Annotated in this window: 12 protein-coding genes; 4 read left to right on the top strand and 8 right to left on the bottom strand. The window is 69.4% G+C overall.

Features of this window, described 5'->3' with window-relative positions:
- Window positions 1–8 precede the first annotated feature (8 nt).
- From OHA25_RS34875 to OHA25_RS34865, 3 genes are read left to right on the top strand one after another with little or no spacing between them, the layout of a single operon-like run.
- Window positions 9–977 (top strand): ABC transporter permease, encoded by a 969-nt coding sequence (locus OHA25_RS34875; RefSeq protein ID WP_327581158.1) that lies wholly within the window; start codon window positions 9–11, stop codon window positions 975–977.
- Window positions 977–2,011, top strand: a complete 1,035-nt coding sequence (locus OHA25_RS34870; RefSeq protein ID WP_327581157.1) for an ABC transporter ATP-binding protein — start codon at window positions 977–979, stop codon at window positions 2,009–2,011. The genes OHA25_RS34875 and OHA25_RS34870 overlap by 1 nt, the downstream gene beginning before the upstream one ends.
- Window positions 2,008–2,997, top strand: a complete 990-nt coding sequence (locus tag OHA25_RS34865; RefSeq protein ID WP_327581156.1) for an ABC transporter ATP-binding protein — start codon at window positions 2,008–2,010, stop codon at window positions 2,995–2,997. The genes OHA25_RS34870 and OHA25_RS34865 overlap by 4 nt, the downstream gene beginning before the upstream one ends.
- 119 nt (window positions 2,998–3,116) lie before the next feature.
- On the opposite strand, the gene OHA25_RS34860 is transcribed toward OHA25_RS34865, so the two are convergent.
- Window positions 3,117–5,690 (bottom strand): M14 family zinc carboxypeptidase, encoded by a 2,574-nt coding sequence (locus OHA25_RS34860; RefSeq protein ID WP_327581155.1) that lies wholly within the window; start codon window positions 5,688–5,690, stop codon window positions 3,117–3,119.
- A 360-nt stretch (window positions 5,691–6,050) separates the two neighbouring features.
- On the opposite strand from OHA25_RS34860, the gene OHA25_RS34855 reads away from it, so the two are divergent.
- Entirely contained in the window at window positions 6,051–8,375 is a 2,325-nt protein-coding gene (locus OHA25_RS34855; protein WP_327581154.1) for a rhamnogalacturonan lyase, read from the top strand.
- Between the two features lie 58 nt (window positions 8,376–8,433).
- Here the strand turns inward: OHA25_RS34855 and OHA25_RS34850 are convergent, their stop codons facing one another.
- The 7 genes from OHA25_RS34850 to OHA25_RS34820 all read right to left on the bottom strand — a co-directional run bounded on the left by OHA25_RS34850 (window position 8,434) and on the right by OHA25_RS34820 (window position 16,305).
- On the bottom strand, window positions 8,434–9,474 hold the full coding sequence (locus tag OHA25_RS34850) for a LacI family DNA-binding transcriptional regulator (RefSeq protein ID WP_327581153.1): 1,041 nt from the start codon (window positions 9,472–9,474) through the stop codon (window positions 8,434–8,436).
- Between the two features lie 8 nt (window positions 9,475–9,482).
- Entirely contained in the window at window positions 9,483–10,304 is an 822-nt protein-coding gene (locus tag OHA25_RS34845) for a carbohydrate ABC transporter permease (protein WP_327581152.1), read from the bottom strand.
- Window positions 10,301–11,242 (bottom strand): carbohydrate ABC transporter permease, encoded by a 942-nt coding sequence (locus tag OHA25_RS34840; protein ID WP_327581151.1) that lies wholly within the window; start codon window positions 11,240–11,242, stop codon window positions 10,301–10,303. The genes OHA25_RS34845 and OHA25_RS34840 overlap by 4 nt, the downstream gene beginning before the upstream one ends.
- Window position 11,243: 1 nt before the next feature.
- Window positions 11,244–12,485, bottom strand: a complete 1,242-nt coding sequence (locus tag OHA25_RS34835) for an ABC transporter substrate-binding protein (protein ID WP_327581150.1) — start codon at window positions 12,483–12,485, stop codon at window positions 11,244–11,246.
- 129 nt (window positions 12,486–12,614) lie between these two features.
- The gene (locus tag OHA25_RS34830) at window positions 12,615–13,547 is read right to left on the bottom strand and encodes a hypothetical protein (protein ID WP_327581149.1); all 933 of its coding nucleotides are present in this window, start codon (window positions 13,545–13,547) and stop codon (window positions 12,615–12,617) included.
- 97 nt (window positions 13,548–13,644) lie between these two features.
- The gene (locus OHA25_RS34825) at window positions 13,645–14,190 is read right to left on the bottom strand and encodes a hypothetical protein (protein ID WP_327581148.1); all 546 of its coding nucleotides are present in this window, start codon (window positions 14,188–14,190) and stop codon (window positions 13,645–13,647) included.
- A 417-nt stretch (window positions 14,191–14,607) separates the two neighbouring features.
- Window positions 14,608–16,305 (bottom strand): hypothetical protein, encoded by a 1,698-nt coding sequence (locus OHA25_RS34820; protein ID WP_327581147.1) that lies wholly within the window; start codon window positions 16,303–16,305, stop codon window positions 14,608–14,610.
- Window positions 16,306–16,309 lie beyond the last annotated feature (4 nt).

The following is a 16,309-nucleotide window of genomic DNA, read 5'->3' as shown; positions in this document are numbered from 1 at the left end:
AACCACCTATGACGATCAGCGTCCAGGCTCCAGGGGCCGCGCAGGGCATGACCGTCGTCGCCCGCACCCAGAGCCAGATGGTCCGCCGCCGGTTCTTCCGGCACCGCGCCGCGCTCGCCGGCATGGTCGTCTTCGGCGGTGTCGTCCTGCTGGCGTTCACCTCCATCGGGTTCGGGCCCGTGCCCGGCTGGTGGGACAAGACGTATCTCGCCACCGGATCACTGGTCAACCAGGGCAGGCCGACCCTCAGTGTGGTCCCCGCGTTCCTCGGCGGTCAGGGGATCCACCTCGGCGAGCATCCGTTCGGCCAGGACAACATCGGCATCGACTACTTCGCGCTGACCATGCGCGGCGCCCAGCAGTCGATCATCGTCGCGTTCATCGTCGGCTTCGTCGCCACCACGGTCGGGACGATCGCAGGCGCCTTCGCCGGATACTTCAGGAAAATTACGGAATCGATCATCATGCGGCTGACCGATGTGATGATCACCATTCCCATCCTGATCATCGCGGCCATCGTCGGACGGGCGTTCGGCGACTCGGGCATCGTCATCCTGGCCATCTGCATCGGCCTGGTGACCTGGCCCACGCTGGGCCGGCTGATCCGGGGCGAGTTCCTGTCGCTGCGCGAGAAGGAGTTCGTGGAGGCGGCGAGGGCGGTGGGGACCTCCGCCGGCCGGATCATCTTCCGGCACATCCTGCCGAACACCGTCGGCGTCATCATCGTCAGCGCCACCCTGGCCGTGGCCAACGCGGTGCTCCTGGAATCGGCGCTGTCGTTCCTCGGCGTCGGCGTGCAGCCGCCCGACGTCTCCCTCGGCCAGCTCATCGACACCTACCGCAGCGCGATGACCACCCGCCCGTGGCTGTTCTGGTGGCCGGGCGTCTTCATCATCGCGATCGCCCTGTCCATCAACTTCATCGGCGACGGGCTGCGTGACGCCTTCGACCCTCGACAGACCCGGGTGCGTGCCTGATGACCAGTCCCGCCAGTGAGATTCTTCGCGTGGAGGACCTGACCGTCGAGTTCCCGACCGACGACGGCGTCGTCCACGCCGTCCGGGGCGTCTCCTACGCGCTGCACGAGCGGGAGGTGCTCGGCATCGTCGGCGAGTCCGGCTCGGGCAAGTCGGTCTCCTCCCTGGCCGTGATGGGGCTGCTCCCGCGCGGCGCCCGCGTGCGGGGCCGGATCCTGTACCGCGGCGAGGACGTGCTGAAGCTGCCCGGCCGCAGGCGGCGGGCGCTGCGCGGCGGGAAGATCGCCATGATCTTCCAGGACCCCATGACGGCGCTGAACCCCGTGCACACGATCGGCGACCAGCTCGCCGAGGCGGTGCTCGCGCACGGCCTGGTGCCGAGGAAACAGGCGCTCGCGCGGGCCAAGGAGATGCTCGACCTGGTCGGCATCCCGCAGGCCGAGGCACGCCTGCGCGCCTACCCCCACGAGTTCTCCGGCGGCATGCGCCAGCGCGCGATGATCGCCATGGCGGTCATCAACAACCCGGACGTCATCATCGCCGACGAGCCGACCACGGCCCTCGACGTCACCGTCCAGGCGCAGATCCTGGAGAAGCTCCTGGCCGTCAAGGACGCCGTCAACGCCGCGATCGTGCTGATCACACACGACCTCGGCGTGGTCGCGGGCATCGCGCATCGGGTGCTGGTCATGTACGCCGGCAAGCCGGTCGAGATCGGCGACACCGACACGATCTTCTACAAGCCGCGCATGCCGTACACGGCGGGGCTGCTCGGCTCGATGCCGTCGCTGGAGACCTCGGGCGGGCGGCTGCGCCCGATCGGCGGGGCCCCGCCGTCCTTGATCAACCTGCCGGCGGGCTGCCCGTTCTCGCCACGCTGCCCGCTGGCCGACGACACCTGCCGCAGCGAGGAGCCCACCCTGATGGAAGCCGGCGAAGGCGGGCACTACGCCGCCTGCCACCACTGGCGCGACGTGGCCGCGGCGGCGGACCCCACGGCGCTGTTCCGCAACGGGAGCGAGGCCGTCCGATGACCCACCTGCTCGAGGTCAACGACCTGGTGATGAGCTTCCCCGTACGCGGCGGCGGCCTCCTGCGCAAAGTGGCCGGCCGCATCCAGGCGGTCAGCGGCGTCTGCCTGCACGTCGACCAGGGCGAGACCCTCGGCGTCGTCGGCGAGTCGGGATGCGGCAAGTCGACGACGGGCCGGGCCATCCTCCAGCTCCACAAGCCCACGTCCGGCTCGGTGCTCTTCAAGGGCGAAGAGCTGACGACGATGCCGCCCAAACGGCTGCGAGCGGTGCGGCGGGACATCCAGATCGTCTTCCAGGATCCCTACGCCTCGCTCCACCCGAAGCTGCCGGTCAACGACATCATCGCCGAGCCGCTGAAGGTCCACGGCCGCTGGCAGGACGGCGGCCCCGCCCGGGTGGCCGAACTGCTCGAACGGGTCGGCCTCAACCCCGAGCACGGCAACAGGTATCCGCACGAGTTCTCCGGCGGGCAGCGCCAGCGCGTCGGCATCGCCCGCGCGCTGGCGCTGGAGCCCAAGCTCCTCGTGCTCGACGAACCGGTGTCGGCTCTCGACGTGTCGGTGCAGGCCGGAGTGGTCAACCTGCTGGAGGATCTCCAGGACGCGTTCGGGCTGGCGTACATCTTCATCGCGCACGACCTGTCGGTGGTCAGGCACATCTCCGACCGGGTCGCGGTGATGTACCTCGGCAAGATCGTCGAGACCGGCTCGCGTGACGACGTCTACGACCGTCCCGCCCACCCTTACACCCAGGCCTTGCTGTCGGCCGCGCCGATGGCCAATCCGCGCGAGGAGCGCCGCAGGCAGCGGATCATCCTCAGCGGTGAGGTGCCGAGCCCGCTGGATCCGCCCAGCGGATGCAGGTTCCGCTCGCGGTGCTGGAAGGCCCAGGACATCTGCGCCGTCGAGGAGCCCGCCCTGACCGACCGCGGCATCGGCCACCCCACCGCCTGCCACTTCGCGGAGGTCAACACCAAAGTGGTGTGACCTCCTCACCCCGCGCCGCCCGAACCTGTAGGCGGCGCCATCCGAACCTGTATGCGGCGCCGCCCGTTCCGGGGGCCGGCGATCCGGTTGTTCCGGGTCGCCGGCCCGCGCGAGTGGTATCAGGGGGTGGTGACGGTTGCGCCGGTGACCGCGGCCGACCAGTACAGCGCCCTCGCCACCTGCGGGAACACCCCCTTCGGGTGGTTGCGGAACATCGGCTCAGTGCCGAACAGCACCACGGCCGCGCCCCGCTCGTCCCGGCCGCTGACCACGGCCGCCTGGCCCCTGGCCGCGTCCGGGCCGCCGGTGCCGTCCGCCGCGTTCGGCCGCCAGTGGCCGGACACGAGCGGGCCGTCGGTGGCGTACGACTGCTCGACCGTGACCTCGGCGCCGAGGGCGGTGAACCAGCGCGGCGAGTACACGAACGAGTGCTCCGGCGACCCGCCGCCGACGGGGCCGGCCGACGAGGTCACGCGGACCACGCCGTTGGCGTCGCCGCGGCCGGCGACCGCGGTCGCCGTGAGCAGCCCCGCAGCGGCGTTGAACGCCGCCCCCGTGCCGCCACGGGTGATCACGCCGCCGGTGGCGAGGAAGGCGTCGAGCGCCGTCCGGGCCGCGGGGTTGAGCGCCGCGTAGCTGAGCCCGCTGGAGACGTACAGGACGTCGGCGCCGCTCCAGTCGAAGCCCGCGTTGAGCACGGAGGTGGAGACCGGGGTGACGGTGAAGCCCATCTCGCGCAAAGTGAACAGCTCGTCCGCGGAGGCCGCCGCGGCGATGCGCACCGGCGCCAGCGGCGTGCCCGTGGCCGGGCCCGCCGGGGTGAAGGCCACGCCGTAGCGGTCGGACACGGTCGCTGCGGCCTGGCGGGCGGCGGCCGGCACGATCGCACGGCCGTCGTTCGTCCAGGTCACGGCCACGCCCTGGCTGAGCAGGTCGTTGAGCGCCTGGACCTCCTTGGCGTCGGTCACCTTCAGCGCCAGCGGCCCGGGGGTACGCGGGACGGATCCGGCAGGAGCGGCGGCCTTGACCGGTTCGGATGAGACGTGCAGCGGTCCCGAGGGGACGCTGTCCACGGTGGCGCCCCAGAGCAGACCATGGCTCCAGCCGGAGATGTCGTACATGGCATCGACTCGTGGGGAGATGTCCTCGCCCGGCTCCAGCATCACGTTGGCCAGCCCGCGCTTGGGCTGGCGCATGTCCACGACGTAGGACCCGGCCGGGTACGTCCTGCCGTTCAGGCGGAACGGGCGTGTGGCCCGCTCGACCCGCACATCGTTCGCGATCAGGTGGTCGACCAGGCGGGCGGCCGCGGTGGCCGAGCGCTGCCCGGTGATGACGTACGCGCGGGGGAAGGTGGTGTTGTAGACGTCCTCGGGGCCGAAGCCGGGCACGATGCCGAGCGGCACGACCTTGGACGGCTCGCCGGCCGCGCCCCGCCGGAAGACCTCGATCTGGTCGGCGATCAGGGCGTCGTGCTTGGACTGCACGAACCCGTAGGTGGCCCGGATCGCGGCGGCGGCCACGTCGGTGTTGATCGCGGAGCGCCGGCGCAACTCCTCGACGGGCAGGTTGTTGTAGTCGGCGTTGTTGACCCGGAGCGGAATCTCCACGGTGTGCGCGGCGACGGTGCCGTGGAACGGCGCGTACTGCGGGGTGAAGATCGGCGGCCAGTCGTCCCAGCCCTCGGCGGAGTCGCGGAACGGGATCTGCACCGGCTCCACGCCGTCCTTCGCCGGGGTGTAGCCGAGCCCGTTGACGGCGGCCTCCATGCCGAGCCCGTTGGCGTAGGTGTTCCTGATGAACACGTCGTACTCGTAGTTGGCGCCGTGCGGTGGCGTGGTGGGCTCGATGAGCGTGCCGTTGACGTAGCCGTGGAGGTCGATCATGGCGACCGGCTGGGTGTCGATCATCACCTGGCGCATGGCCCGGACCTCGGGCTGGGAGGCGGTGACGAAGTCGCGGTTCATGTCGAAGCCGGCGCCGTTCTGGCGAACGCCGTTGACGCGGCCGTCGGGGTTGGCGGTGATGTTGAAGTAGAGTCTCGTGCGTTTCATGAGGTCGGCGACCTGGGGATCGGTGCTGGTCGCGAGCTCCTCGATGGTACGCAGCGCGGCGTCGGTGCCCTCCCACTCGTTGCCGTGGATGTTGGCGTTGACGAAGATCGGCGCCTTGTACCTGGCGGCCAGCCTGCGGTCACGGGCGGCGCCGGCCGGGTCGTTCTCGATGCGGTCGCGGATGACGCTCTGCTCGGCGGCCTGGCCGCGGCTCTCCGGGGCGGTGAGGGTGACGAGGTAGAGGTCGCGGCCCTGGTGGGTGCGGCCGATGATCTCCGCGCTGACACGGTCGCTGCGCCGCTGCAGGTCGTTCAGCTTGGGGGCGATGCCGTGGTACGGCACCAGGCCCAGTTTGATGGAGGCGTCGGCGGGGTTCTCCGCGGGGATCGGGAGCTGGGTCCTCCTGGGGTATCCGCGGTCCCGGGACAGCCCGTACGGCTCGGCCTCCGGGGCGAGGCGGAGCTTCTGGGCCTGCTGTCCCTCCGCGACGCCCGCGGCCACCTCGTTCCGCTCGGGGCCGTTGCCGAAGTCGCGTACGGCGGGGTGGGGCGGCTCGGCCGGCTCGGCTGTCGCCGACCCTGGCGGGACGAGGAGCGCGGCCGAGACGGCGATGCCCAGAATGGCTGGATATAAGCGCACAAAGTCCTCCACGAATCAGAAGTGCGGTCTCGTTCGTACGTTTTAGCGACGAAACCACACAAGACGCCGTGATCAGAGCGACGCGCAATCCATGTCATTCCGTGTCGCCGGAGATCCAGGGATCGCCCGCCTGCCCCGCCCAGCGAGCATCCCACGGGCGCACGTGCTCGTCGACGATCTCGGCCGGGGCGCGCCGGAGCCGGGGCACGGCGGCCGGTGCGCGATCGGGAATTCAATTCACTGCAACTCGTGCATTCATTTCGCGAAAAATGCAGCCGAAATGCGTCCTTGACAAACCTCACAGACGGCCAATAGCCTCCGGGAGATTTTATCGATTTAATGCGCCAGGAGCCCTGTGCCATGAGATCCCCCAGCGGCGTCCGCCGCTTACTCGCCACCGCCTTGGCCGCCCTGCTCACCGCATCGGCGACCGCGGCCCCGGCCGCCGCCGGCCCCGACCGCGGCCACGGCGCGGGCGTGCGGCTCGAACACCTCGACCGCGGCCTGGTAGCGGCCTCCACCAGCGAGGGCGTGTTCCTCAGCTGGCGGCTCCTCGGCGACGAGGTGACCGGCGCCGGCGCCACCGGCATGACGGGCGCCGACTTCCGCGTGTACCGCGACGGCCGGCCCATCGCGACGGTGACCGACAGCACCAACTACCTCGACGCCGCCGGCCCCGGCTCCGCCGAGTACCGCGTCGCCCCCGTCGTCAAGGGCCGGGAGGGCCGCCGCAGCGCCGCCGCCACGCCGTGGGTTAAATCGTTTTATGATCTTCAGCTGAAGAAGCCGGCCGACGGAGTGACCCCGGCCGGCGAGGCCTACACCTACTCGGCCAACGACCTGAGCGTCGGCGACGTGGACGGCGACGGCCAATACGAATACGTCGTGAAATGGGACCCGTCGAACTCCAAGGACGTCTCCCAGCGCGGCTACACCGGCAACACCTACGTCGACACGTACGAGCTGGACGGCACCCTCCGCTGGCGGCTCGACCTGGGCGTCAACATCCGTTCGGGCGCCCACTACACGCAGTTCCTGGTCTACGACTTCGACGGCGACGGCCGCTCGGAGATGATGCTCAAGACCGCCCCCGGCACGAAGATGATCCGCTACGGACGTGGCGGCGAGGTCGTCTCCGAGCGTTACGTCACGATGCCGGAGCAGGACGTCAAGGCCGGCTACTCGCACGCCGACGACTACCGCAAGAGCGCGGCGGACTACTTCGACCACGTGGTCGGCATGTTCGAGAAGTGGCACGAGCACCCCGAGGTGGTGGCCGGACGCTGGCCGGCGACGCTGGAGCAGGCCTTCGGCATCGCCCCGAGGCACCAGTACCCGTTGTCGCACGAAGCCGCCGTCGACCTGGCCACGTACTTCGTCGACGTCTACGCCCCGGGCCGCAGTGGCAACAACCGCCTGCGGGAGTTCGCCGGGTTCGTCATCACCGGTCCCGAGTACCTGTCGGTGCTGGACGGCGCCTCCGGCAGGGAGCTGCAGACCATTCACTACAAGCCGGGCCGCGGCGACGACGGCCTGCTGTGGGGCGACTACGCGATGGCCCGCGTCGAGCCGGGCAACCGGGTCGACCGGTTCCTGTCCGCCGTCGCCTACCTCGACGGCAAGCGCCCGTCGGCGATCTTCGCCCGCGGCTACTACACGCGCACGACGCTGGTCGCCTACGACTGGAACGGCAGGAAGCTGAAGGAGGTCTGGTACGTCGACAGCGGCCACGCGCCGATGGCGAACCCCTTCAACGCCTCCCCCCACGGCGTGCCGGGAAGCAACCCGAAATATGCCGACCTCACCACCCAGGGCTTCCACTCGATGAGCGTGGCCGACGTGGACGCTGACGGCCGGCAGGAGATCGTGTACGGGGCCGCGACCATCGACGACGACGGCGACCTGCTGTACTCGTCGTTCGCCGAGGGCCCGCCGCAGAGCAACGTGCCCGGGCAGAACGTGCGGCTCGGCCACGGCGACGCCATGCACGTCGGCGACCTCGACCCCGAGCGCCCCGGTCTGGAGATCTGGACCGTGCACGAGGGCGGAGCCTGGGCTCCGTACGGATGGGCGATGCGGGACGCCGCCACCGGAAAGGTGCTGTTCGGCGGCTACAGCGGCCGGGACACCGGGCGCGGCATGGTCGGCGACATCGACCCCGCCATCCGCGGCCTGGAGGCCTGGTCGTCGATGCCGCCCAACCAGGAGATCCAGGCGGGCCTGTGGTCGGCCCGCGGCGACCACCTGGGCCGGACCACCCCCGGCACCAACATGAGCATCCGCTGGGCGCCCGACATGACCACCCAGCTGATCAACGGCACCGCCACCACCGTGTTCCAGACGCCGACGATCGACGACTGGAAGCGCGGCACGGTGCTCACCGCTGAGGGCACGCTGACCAACAACTGGACGAAGGGCAACCCGGGTCTGGTGGCCGACGTGTTCGGCGACTGGCGGGAGGAGCTGCTGACGCGCACGGCCGACAGCTCGGCGATCCGGATCTTCCTCAGCACGGAGGTCACGGACCGCAAGCTGTACACGCTGATGCACGACCCGCAGTACCGCGTGGAGGTGGCGCGGCAGCAGACCGGCTACAACCAGCCCGCCTACCCGAGCTTCTACCTGGGCTCGGACATCGACTGGTCGCGGGTGCCCGTGCCCCGCTTCCGGACCCCCCAGGGCTGAGCCCCAGCGAGTCGGCCGGCGGCGGTCAGCCGCCGGCCGACGTCAGCGGCCGGAGTCGTCAGCCGCCGGTCGACTCGCGGGCCACGACCGTGAAGCGGCTGATGAACTCCCGCGCGACCTGCCGCTTCTTCCCCTTCTCCGCCAGCCGCCCGACCAGGAACCGCACGGCCGTGCTCGCCATGAGCGCGTGGTCGGGGTCGATCGACGACAGCGACGGCACGATGTAGGCGCCTTCGGCGATGTTGTCGAACCCGATGACCTTGACGTCCTGCGGCACGCGCACCCCTGCGTCGGCGAACCCGCGCAGCGCGCCCATCGCCACCGTGTCGGTCACGCAGAAGGCGCCGTCGAACTCGACCCCGGACTCGCTCACCCGCCGCGCGGCCGCGGCGCCCTGCTCCATGGTGAGCCCGTCGATGTGGACGAGGAGCCGCGAATCGAGGGGGATGCCGGCCTCCTCCAGCGCCTCGCGGTAGCCGTCGAAGCGCAGGCTGGAGACGTCGACCTCGTCCCCGGGCCCGCCGTCGATCAGGGCGACGCGGCGGCAGCCCTGCTCGATCAGGTGCGCGGTCGCCGCCCGCGCGCCCTCGACGTTGGGCATCGCGACGTGGTCCACCGGCCCGTCGAAGATCCGCTCCCCCAGGATGACCACGGGGTAGTCGACCTTGAGCAGATCGGTGTCGGCCGGTCCCAGCCCGACCGTGCTGAGGATGAGCCCGTCGTAGAGCCGGTTGCGGGACAGGGCGAGCGCGTCGAGCTCGCCCTCGCGGGAGGCACCGGTCTGCTCGATCGCCACCTTGAGGTTGTGCCGGGCCGCCGCGGTGATGATCTCGGCGGCCAGCTGCCCGTAGTAGGGCCGGTCGACCTCGGGAACGGCCAGCCCGATCGTGCCGGTGCGGCCGGTGCGGAGGTTGCGCGCGGCCACGTTGACCCGGTAATCGAGGTCGGTGATGGCCTGCAGCACACGGGCCCGGGTCTCGGTCTTGACGTGCGGATGGTCGTTGATCACGTGGGACACGGTCATGGCGGACACGCCTGCCGCCCGCGCGACGTCCTGAATCGTCACCATCCCCGCCGCCTCACCGGAGAATCCTCTCATGGAGGGCCTCAGCCCTTGACGCTTCCTTGCAGGAGCCCGTTGACGATGTGCCGCTGCATCACGATGAAGAAGATCACGACGGGGATCAGCACGATCACGCTGAGCGTCATGAACGCGGGCCAGTCCACCGAGTACTCCCCGACGGCCTTGTAGACCTGCAGAACCAGGGTCTGCTTGTCGGGCGAGCTGATGAAGACGTTCGGCGTGATGAAGTCGTTCCAGATCCACATGGTCTGGAACACCCCGACGGTGATGAGGATCGGCCGGATGAGCGGCAGCACGATCCGCCAGTAGATCTGCCAGGGCCCCGCGCCGTCGATGCGGGCGGCCTCGAAGATCGAGATCGGCAGCGACCGCAGGTAGCCCTGGATGAGGAAGTAGCAGAAGATCGAGCCGGCCGCGTACAGGAAGACGAGCCCTTCCAGGCTGTCCACCAGCCGCAGCCCCACCAGGATCCGGTAGACGGGGATCAGCGTGGCCTGCCCGGGCACCAAGAACGCGATCACGAGGAGCACCCCGACCACCCGGTTGAGCAACGTCTGGCGCAGCAGCATCGCGTACGCCGCCATCGACCCGATGACCAGCATGATCACGATGGACACGACGGTGACGTAGAGGGTGTTGAGGAACGACTGCAGGATCGGCGTGCTCTCCAGCACCCGCACATAGTTGTCCAGGTAAAGGCTCGTCGGCGGCGCGAGCGGCGCGGCGGACGTCTCCTGCTGCGTCTTGAACGTGTTGACGACGATGTAGTAGAAGGGCACGCCGACCACGGCCGCGGCCAGGATCATGGCCAGGGACAGGATCGGCGAGGAGCGCTGTTTCCTCATGAGAGGCGTCCCTCCAGGCGGCGGGACAGGACGAGCTGGACCGCCACGATCGCCCCCACGGCCAGCATGAAGACCACGGCCAGCGCGGAGGCCTGGCCGAACTTGGCCTGGGCGATGCCGCTCTGGATGATCGACTGGGTGATGGTGAAGGTCGCGTACCCGGGGCCGCCCTTGGTGAGGGTGTAGGGCAGATCGTAGACCTTCAGCCCGCCGGTCATCAGCAGCAGCGAGCTGACGGTGACCGCGGGGGCGAGCAGCGGCAGCGTGATCCGGAAGAACGACTGGCGCGGCGAGGCCCCGTCGACCCGCGCGGCCTCGTAGTAGTCGCCCGGGATGGACTGCAGGTACGCCAGGTAGAGGATGGCGTGCCAGCCGGTGGACGACCAGACGGCGACCATGATGATCGACCACTGGGCGAGCGTGCCGTCCGACAGCCACGACACGGGACCGAACCCGCCGACCGCGTCGAGCAGCCAGTTGAGCGCGCCGGACCCGAGGGGCGACAGGATGAACCCCCACACCAGACCGAGGATCGCGATGCTCGGGATCGCCGGGAAGAAGAAGACCGCGCGCACCACGTTCCGGCCGAAGAAGCGCCGGTTGAGCAGCACGGCCAGCGGGATCGCCAGCACCGTGACGATCACGGTGGTGCCGATCGCGTACAGCAGCGTGAACCCCAGCCCCGCCAGCATGGACGGATCGCTGAAGATCTTCCGGTAGTTCTCCAGCCCGACGAAGTTGACGTCCGTGGAGTAGCCGTTGAAGTCGGTCACGCTGAAGTAGAGCGACTGCGCCAGCGGGATCGCGAACAACACCGCGAACACGATCCCGATCGGCACCAGGAACGCCTGCAGGCGCAGCCCTTCGAGCCTCTTCGGCGAGGTGAGCCAGGACAGGGCGCCCGTCGGTGCGGGCGCCCTTCTGCCGAGCGCGGTCATGTCAGCCCTGGGCCAGCCGGTTGTCCAGCGCGGCGGCGACGTCCGCCGGCTTGGCCTGGCCCTGCACCATCAGCTGGAGCTGGGCAACGGCCTCGGTGGTGAGCGCGTCCTGGACCCGCGGCCAGGCGATCTGCGGCAGGTAGAAGGTGCCGTCCTTGAGCGCCTGGAGGTTGGGCTCCAGCGCCTTGTCGATCACGGGGATGACGTCGGACGTGGTGGTCATGGCGGCCGTCTGCTTGTTGAACAGCGTGACGCCCTCCTTGCTGCCGAGGTACGTCAGAAACGCCTCGGCCTCCTTCTCGTGCTCGGTCTTGGCGTTGATGGCCCAGCCGGGCGAGGCGGCGCCGCCCCAGAACGGCTTGCCGTCGGGAGTGGGCACCCCGGCGAAGACCATGTTCATCTTCGGCGCCTTCTCCCGCAGCGAGGTCACGTCCCACGGACCCGCGGGGATCATCGCGACGCGGCCGTTGGCGAATTCGTCCGCGATCTGCTCGCCCTTCAGGCTGACCGCGTCCTTGCCCAGCACGCCGCTGGTGAACAGCTGGTTGAAGGTCGTCAGCGGCCCGTTCCACAGGTCGCCGAACTTCTTCTTGCCTGCGAAGATCTGGGCGTCCACGTCGCCGCCCTGGCGCGCGTTCTCGTGGCCGACCAGGGCCGCGAAGGTGAGCGGCATGCCCGCCACCGATTCGTGGTAGGGCGTGGTGCCCGCCGCCTTGAGCTTCTGGCACAGCGCGATGAAGTCGTCCCACTTGGTGGGGAATTCGGTGACGCCCGCCTTGGCGAGGAGGTCCTTGTTGTAGAGGATGCCGGCGGACCACGACGAGATCGACATGCCGTAGGCCTTGCCGTCCACGGACCAGGCCTCGGTGTTGAACTTGGACATGTTCGCCATGAACGGCTTGCCGGTCAGGTCCTTGACGAAGCCGCCCTGAACGAGGTTGGTCTTGTTCTCCGCGGCGATCACGAACACATCCGCCGCGGTGCCCGAGACGAGCCTGGTCTGCAGCGCCGCGATGTACTCGGCCACGGGCGGGGCGGTGGAGAACTCGATGTCGATGCTGGGGTTCTGCTTCTCGAAGGCGTCGATGAGCGGCTTCATCGTCTTCTCGTTCTCCCAGGAGAAGAAGCTCAGCTTGGTCTTGCCGCCGCCGCTGCCTTCACTTCCCGAGCCGCATCCGGCCGTTGCGGCCAGGACGGCCGCCGCTGCCGCCAGCGTCGCGACTGATCTTCTGAGCAGGGACATCGCTCACCTCTTTGGCGATCGTTACCGTGGGGGGATGGACGCGCGGATGGACATCCACGCGGGGGGCAACCGGCCGGAATTCGCCGGTTTATCGATACAGTGGTTTGTATCGATAAAAATTGGCGGATGTCAAGGATGTGTTGCCGGACCCTCAACGGGCAGGATCGGGCCGATGAGGGGCTCGTCACGATCACAGGTCAGCACGCCGTCGCGGACCCTCAGCCGGGCCGCGTGCACGGCCGACCGCCGTCCGCTGTCCGGCCCGTCCGGGTGGGTGAAGTAGAAGACCAGCGCTTCTTCGCCGGTCACCACGACGTCCGCGTGGTGCCCGTAGCCGGCGTCCTGCTCGCCGGTCCCCGGCTTGTCGAGGATGAGTCCCTGGGGCCGCCAGGTCTCGAGGTCGCCGGATCTGAGCACGCGCTGGCCGTGCCATTCGTCCACGATCATCCAGTGGTGGCCGCCGAGGGTGAACACATTGGGCCCCTCGTGGGCGGAGATCGTCACCGCCGGGCCCTTGACCTTCCATTGATACAGGTCCTGGCTGTCGGCGGCCCAGGTGTGGGATCCGTCGGCCTCGTCCTTGTACCAGAGGCGGTGGCCGCCGCCGGGCAGCGGGGCCACACAGGCGTCGATCACGTACGCGGAGGACAGGTCCAAGGTGGAGCGGTAGGTCCAGCGGACGAGGTCGGGGCTGGTGTAGTGGCGGATGTGGCGTTCGTGGGGATGCCAGGCTTCGGGGACGCCGCGGATGACGCTGACGTACATGTGGTACGTGGCGCCGTCGTCGACGATCTCCGGCGCCCAGTACGTGTGCCGCCCCCACTCGAGGTCGAGACCCTCGATGGTCCCCCGATACAGCCAGGTCACGCCGCCGTCGGCGGAGGAGGCCACACCGAGGTCGGTGCCGTGGACCCAGCTGACGTCCTGGCGGTGCGGGGCGGTCGCCCGCCTGCTGGTGTAGACGAGCCACCACGCGCCCTCGGCGCGGTTCCAGATCACGGTGGGATCGGTGGCGCCGTCGAACATGGGGTCGCGGTAGAGCGGCCGGGGGACCTCTGTCATGACCGTCCATTCTGTAGATCGGTTTGTAACGATACAGACGAGGAGGACACCCCGAATGGGGTGCCCTCCTCGTGGACGGACTGACCTGTGAGCCGGCCTAGTGCTTCACCGACACGGTGGAGACAGAGGTGGTGTCCTTCTCGGCCCAGGCGCGGGTGGAGAAGGCGACCGGGTGGCTCTTACGGCCGATGCCGTCGCCCCACTTGGTCACCACGTACTGGATCTTGATGTGGCCCTCGCCGTCGACGCCGTCCACGCCCAGGGTGTCGGGGTTGAACGTGCCGCCGGTCAGCTCGGCGAAGGTCTTGGCGTCCAGGTCGAGCATGACGCCACGGCTGGAGGGGTCGCCGGGGCCGCGGTCGCCGACGAAGAAGGGCAGCTTCTTGCCCTTGTACATCACGTAGCCCTCGGTCATGAGCGGCCAGCTGGGGCTGGCGGCCAGACCCTTCTGCATGGGCTTGCCGGCGGCGGGAAGGCCGGTGTCACCGGCGCGACCGGAGGAGTCGTCCCAGAAGTAGGACGCCGTGGTGGAGCCCTGGAGCTTGGCCTTGCCGGCGTCCGAGCCGGTGTCGGCGTGGGCCGCGGCGGAGCCGATGGTCAGGGCGCCGAGGGTGGAGGCTGCGAGCAGGGCGATAGAGCGCATGCGGGCAGTCATAGTTAAAGGTCAGTCCTTTGTTAGGGGACACGTACAGGCGTTGCACTCGCTTGACCGACGTAGCCGGGCATGAGGCCACAGTCGCTACGTGGAGCGCAAGAGGATCCGGGAAACCGCCCTTCAGAGGTAAGGTGCGGGTCATTCCCCGGCAACTGGAACTACGTTACCGACTCGAATCGGACAAACGCAAATAAAACACCACGAATCCGGCAAAGATCTACCCTGTGCGGTAAAGCCGGCTTCGGGATTGCGGGGATAACGCCACGGCCTGCCCATCCATTCCCTGAGCTGCGGGCGCGACGCTCCCGGGGCGCTCGCCCGCAGCCCTTTGCTTCGACCAGACCCGCCCGGCCGGGTCACGTCGACGTCGTGGCCCGGCCGGGCGCGATCATGGGCGGTGAGCGATCAGGTGAGCTGGATGTAGTCGAGCTCGGCGTATCCGGTGCCGCCCGCGAAGTACGGCGAGCCCTTCGCCAGGCGGATCACGTTGTAGCCGGCCCTGAGGTTGACGCTGGTGCTGATCGTGGCCCCGAACTGGCCCCAGCCCGCGGTCGGCGGGTAGCTGACCGTGGTCCAGGCCCCGCCGTTGTAGGCCAGGCCCTGGGTGGCGGTGGCGCCGGTGCCGTTGGCGTAGCCGATGGTCATCGTGTACGCCCGGGCGGTGGGCACGTTCACGACGAAGTCGACGTAGCTGTCGGTGCGGGGCGTGCCCGAGTTGTCGATCCGGCCCACGTAGCCGCCTGCCGACGCGCTGGAGGCGCTCAGCCGCTGGGCACGGAACACGGAGGCGTTCTCGGCCTCGTAGCGCTGCTGGTAGGACGGGACCCCGCTGACGGGTTCGACGATGAGCTGGTAGGCGCTGGTGGCGCTCATATTCGGCACCGACACGCTGAGGTTGCCGCCGCTGACCGTGCGGGTGGTGGTGGAGACGGTGGCAGGCGCGGTCACGGCGGTGAAGCGGCCGCTGGACGGGGTGGACAGCAGCGTGACGCGCACGCTGGAGCCGAGCGGGCCGAGGCCCGTGAGGTTGACGGTGTTGGCCCCGGCCTCGTTGCCGAACACCACGTTGACGATCCTGCGGGTGGGGTCGTAGGAGGCGAACCCGTCCAGGCCGGTCTGCGTGGTGGTCGTCGTGGTGACCATGTTCCCGGCCATGTCGCCGTACCACTTGTACAGCCACCAGGTGCCGGTGGGCTGGTTGTTGTTGACGACCAGGCCGTTCATGGTGCCGTACTCGTACCAGAAGGCCCGGTGCGCGGATTCGACGCCGCCGCGCTCCAGCTTGGCCACGTAGCTGGCGACCCGGCCGGGGACGTCCACCTCGGCGGGGGCGGCGTACTCGTTGATGGAGATGCGGCGCGGGCTGATGCCCAGCGACGCCTCCAGGTTGCGGTAGTCGGCGATGTCGCCGGCGATCCTGGTGGGGTTCGTCAGCTCGTGCCAGCAGATGATGTCGGGCAGCGTGCCGGTGTCCCTGGCGCGGGTGAGGAACGCCTGCATCCAGGAGCGGTTGTAGGTGGCGGTGCTGGGGCCGACGATCGGCGTGAGCGTGTCGAGCGCGCGCACCGCCCGGAACGTCCGCACCCAGCCGTCGTTGAAGTTGCCCGCGGCAGAGGTGTTCCAGGTGTAGTCGGGCTCGTTCCAGAGCTCCCAGCCGATGACGTTCGTGACCGTGGTGGCCGACAACCGGGCGTTGACCATGGTGTTGACCTTGGCCAGCCAGTCGTCCCAGCTCACCCACCGGTAGGGGAAGTCCGGGTAGATGTCGGGCATGCGGATGAACTCGCCCGCGCCGACCCTGGTGGCCTGCGGGGCGACCAGGAGGGCGTCGCCGCCGGGCGGCTGCCCGTTGGGGCGCTGGCCGACGCCGGGCGCGGGCTGGGTCAGCGAGTTCACCTTGATCGGCAGCAGGGTGGAGTCGGCCGGGCGGGAGTTCTCCGCCAGGCCGTAGAGGCCGCCGGAGGCGGCGTGGGTGACGGTCCGGAACGGCTGGGCGACGTTGACGGTCAGCGTCGCGCCCGCCGCGGCGGCCGGAGGGGCGGCGGTCACCACGGTGGCGGCCGTGGTGACCAGTGCTAAGGCGATCGCTCGGATTCGGGACATGGTG

It is taken from the genome of Nonomuraea sp. NBC_00507 (assembly GCF_036013525.1).
Lineage (GTDB): Bacteria > Actinomycetota > Actinomycetes > Streptosporangiales > Streptosporangiaceae > Nonomuraea.
The sequence above is the reverse complement of the archived record's forward strand: the minus strand, read 5'-3'. Positions and strand labels throughout refer to the sequence as shown.

Bases quoted from the DNA above. Each gene is read 5' to 3' on its own strand.
- OHA25_RS34820 (WP_327581147.1), bottom strand. From the start codon at position 16,305: ATGTCCCGAATCCGAGCGATCGCCTTAGCACTGGTCACCACGGCCGCC.
- OHA25_RS34865 (WP_327581156.1), top strand. From the start codon at position 2,008: ATGACCCACCTGCTCGAGGTCAACGACCTGGTGATGAGCTTCCCCGTA.
- OHA25_RS34835 (WP_327581150.1), bottom strand. From the start codon at position 12,485: ATGTCCCTGCTCAGAAGATCAGTCGCGACGCTGGCGGCAGCGGCGGCC.
- OHA25_RS34855 (WP_327581154.1), top strand. From the start codon at position 6,051: ATGAGATCCCCCAGCGGCGTCCGCCGCTTACTCGCCACCGCCTTGGCC.
- OHA25_RS34830 (WP_327581149.1), bottom strand. From the start codon at position 13,547: ATGACAGAGGTCCCCCGGCCGCTCTACCGCGACCCCATGTTCGACGGC.
- OHA25_RS34875 (WP_327581158.1), top strand. From the start codon at position 9: ATGACGATCAGCGTCCAGGCTCCAGGGGCCGCGCAGGGCATGACCGTC.
- OHA25_RS34850 (WP_327581153.1), bottom strand. From the start codon at position 9,474: ATGAGAGGATTCTCCGGTGAGGCGGCGGGGATGGTGACGATTCAGGAC.
- OHA25_RS34870 (WP_327581157.1), top strand. From the start codon at position 977: ATGACCAGTCCCGCCAGTGAGATTCTTCGCGTGGAGGACCTGACCGTC.
- OHA25_RS34840 (WP_327581151.1), bottom strand. From the start codon at position 11,242: ATGACCGCGCTCGGCAGAAGGGCGCCCGCACCGACGGGCGCCCTGTCC.
- OHA25_RS34825 (WP_327581148.1), bottom strand. From the start codon at position 14,190: ATGCGCTCTATCGCCCTGCTCGCAGCCTCCACCCTCGGCGCCCTGACC.
- OHA25_RS34845 (WP_327581152.1), bottom strand. From the start codon at position 10,304: ATGAGGAAACAGCGCTCCTCGCCGATCCTGTCCCTGGCCATGATCCTG.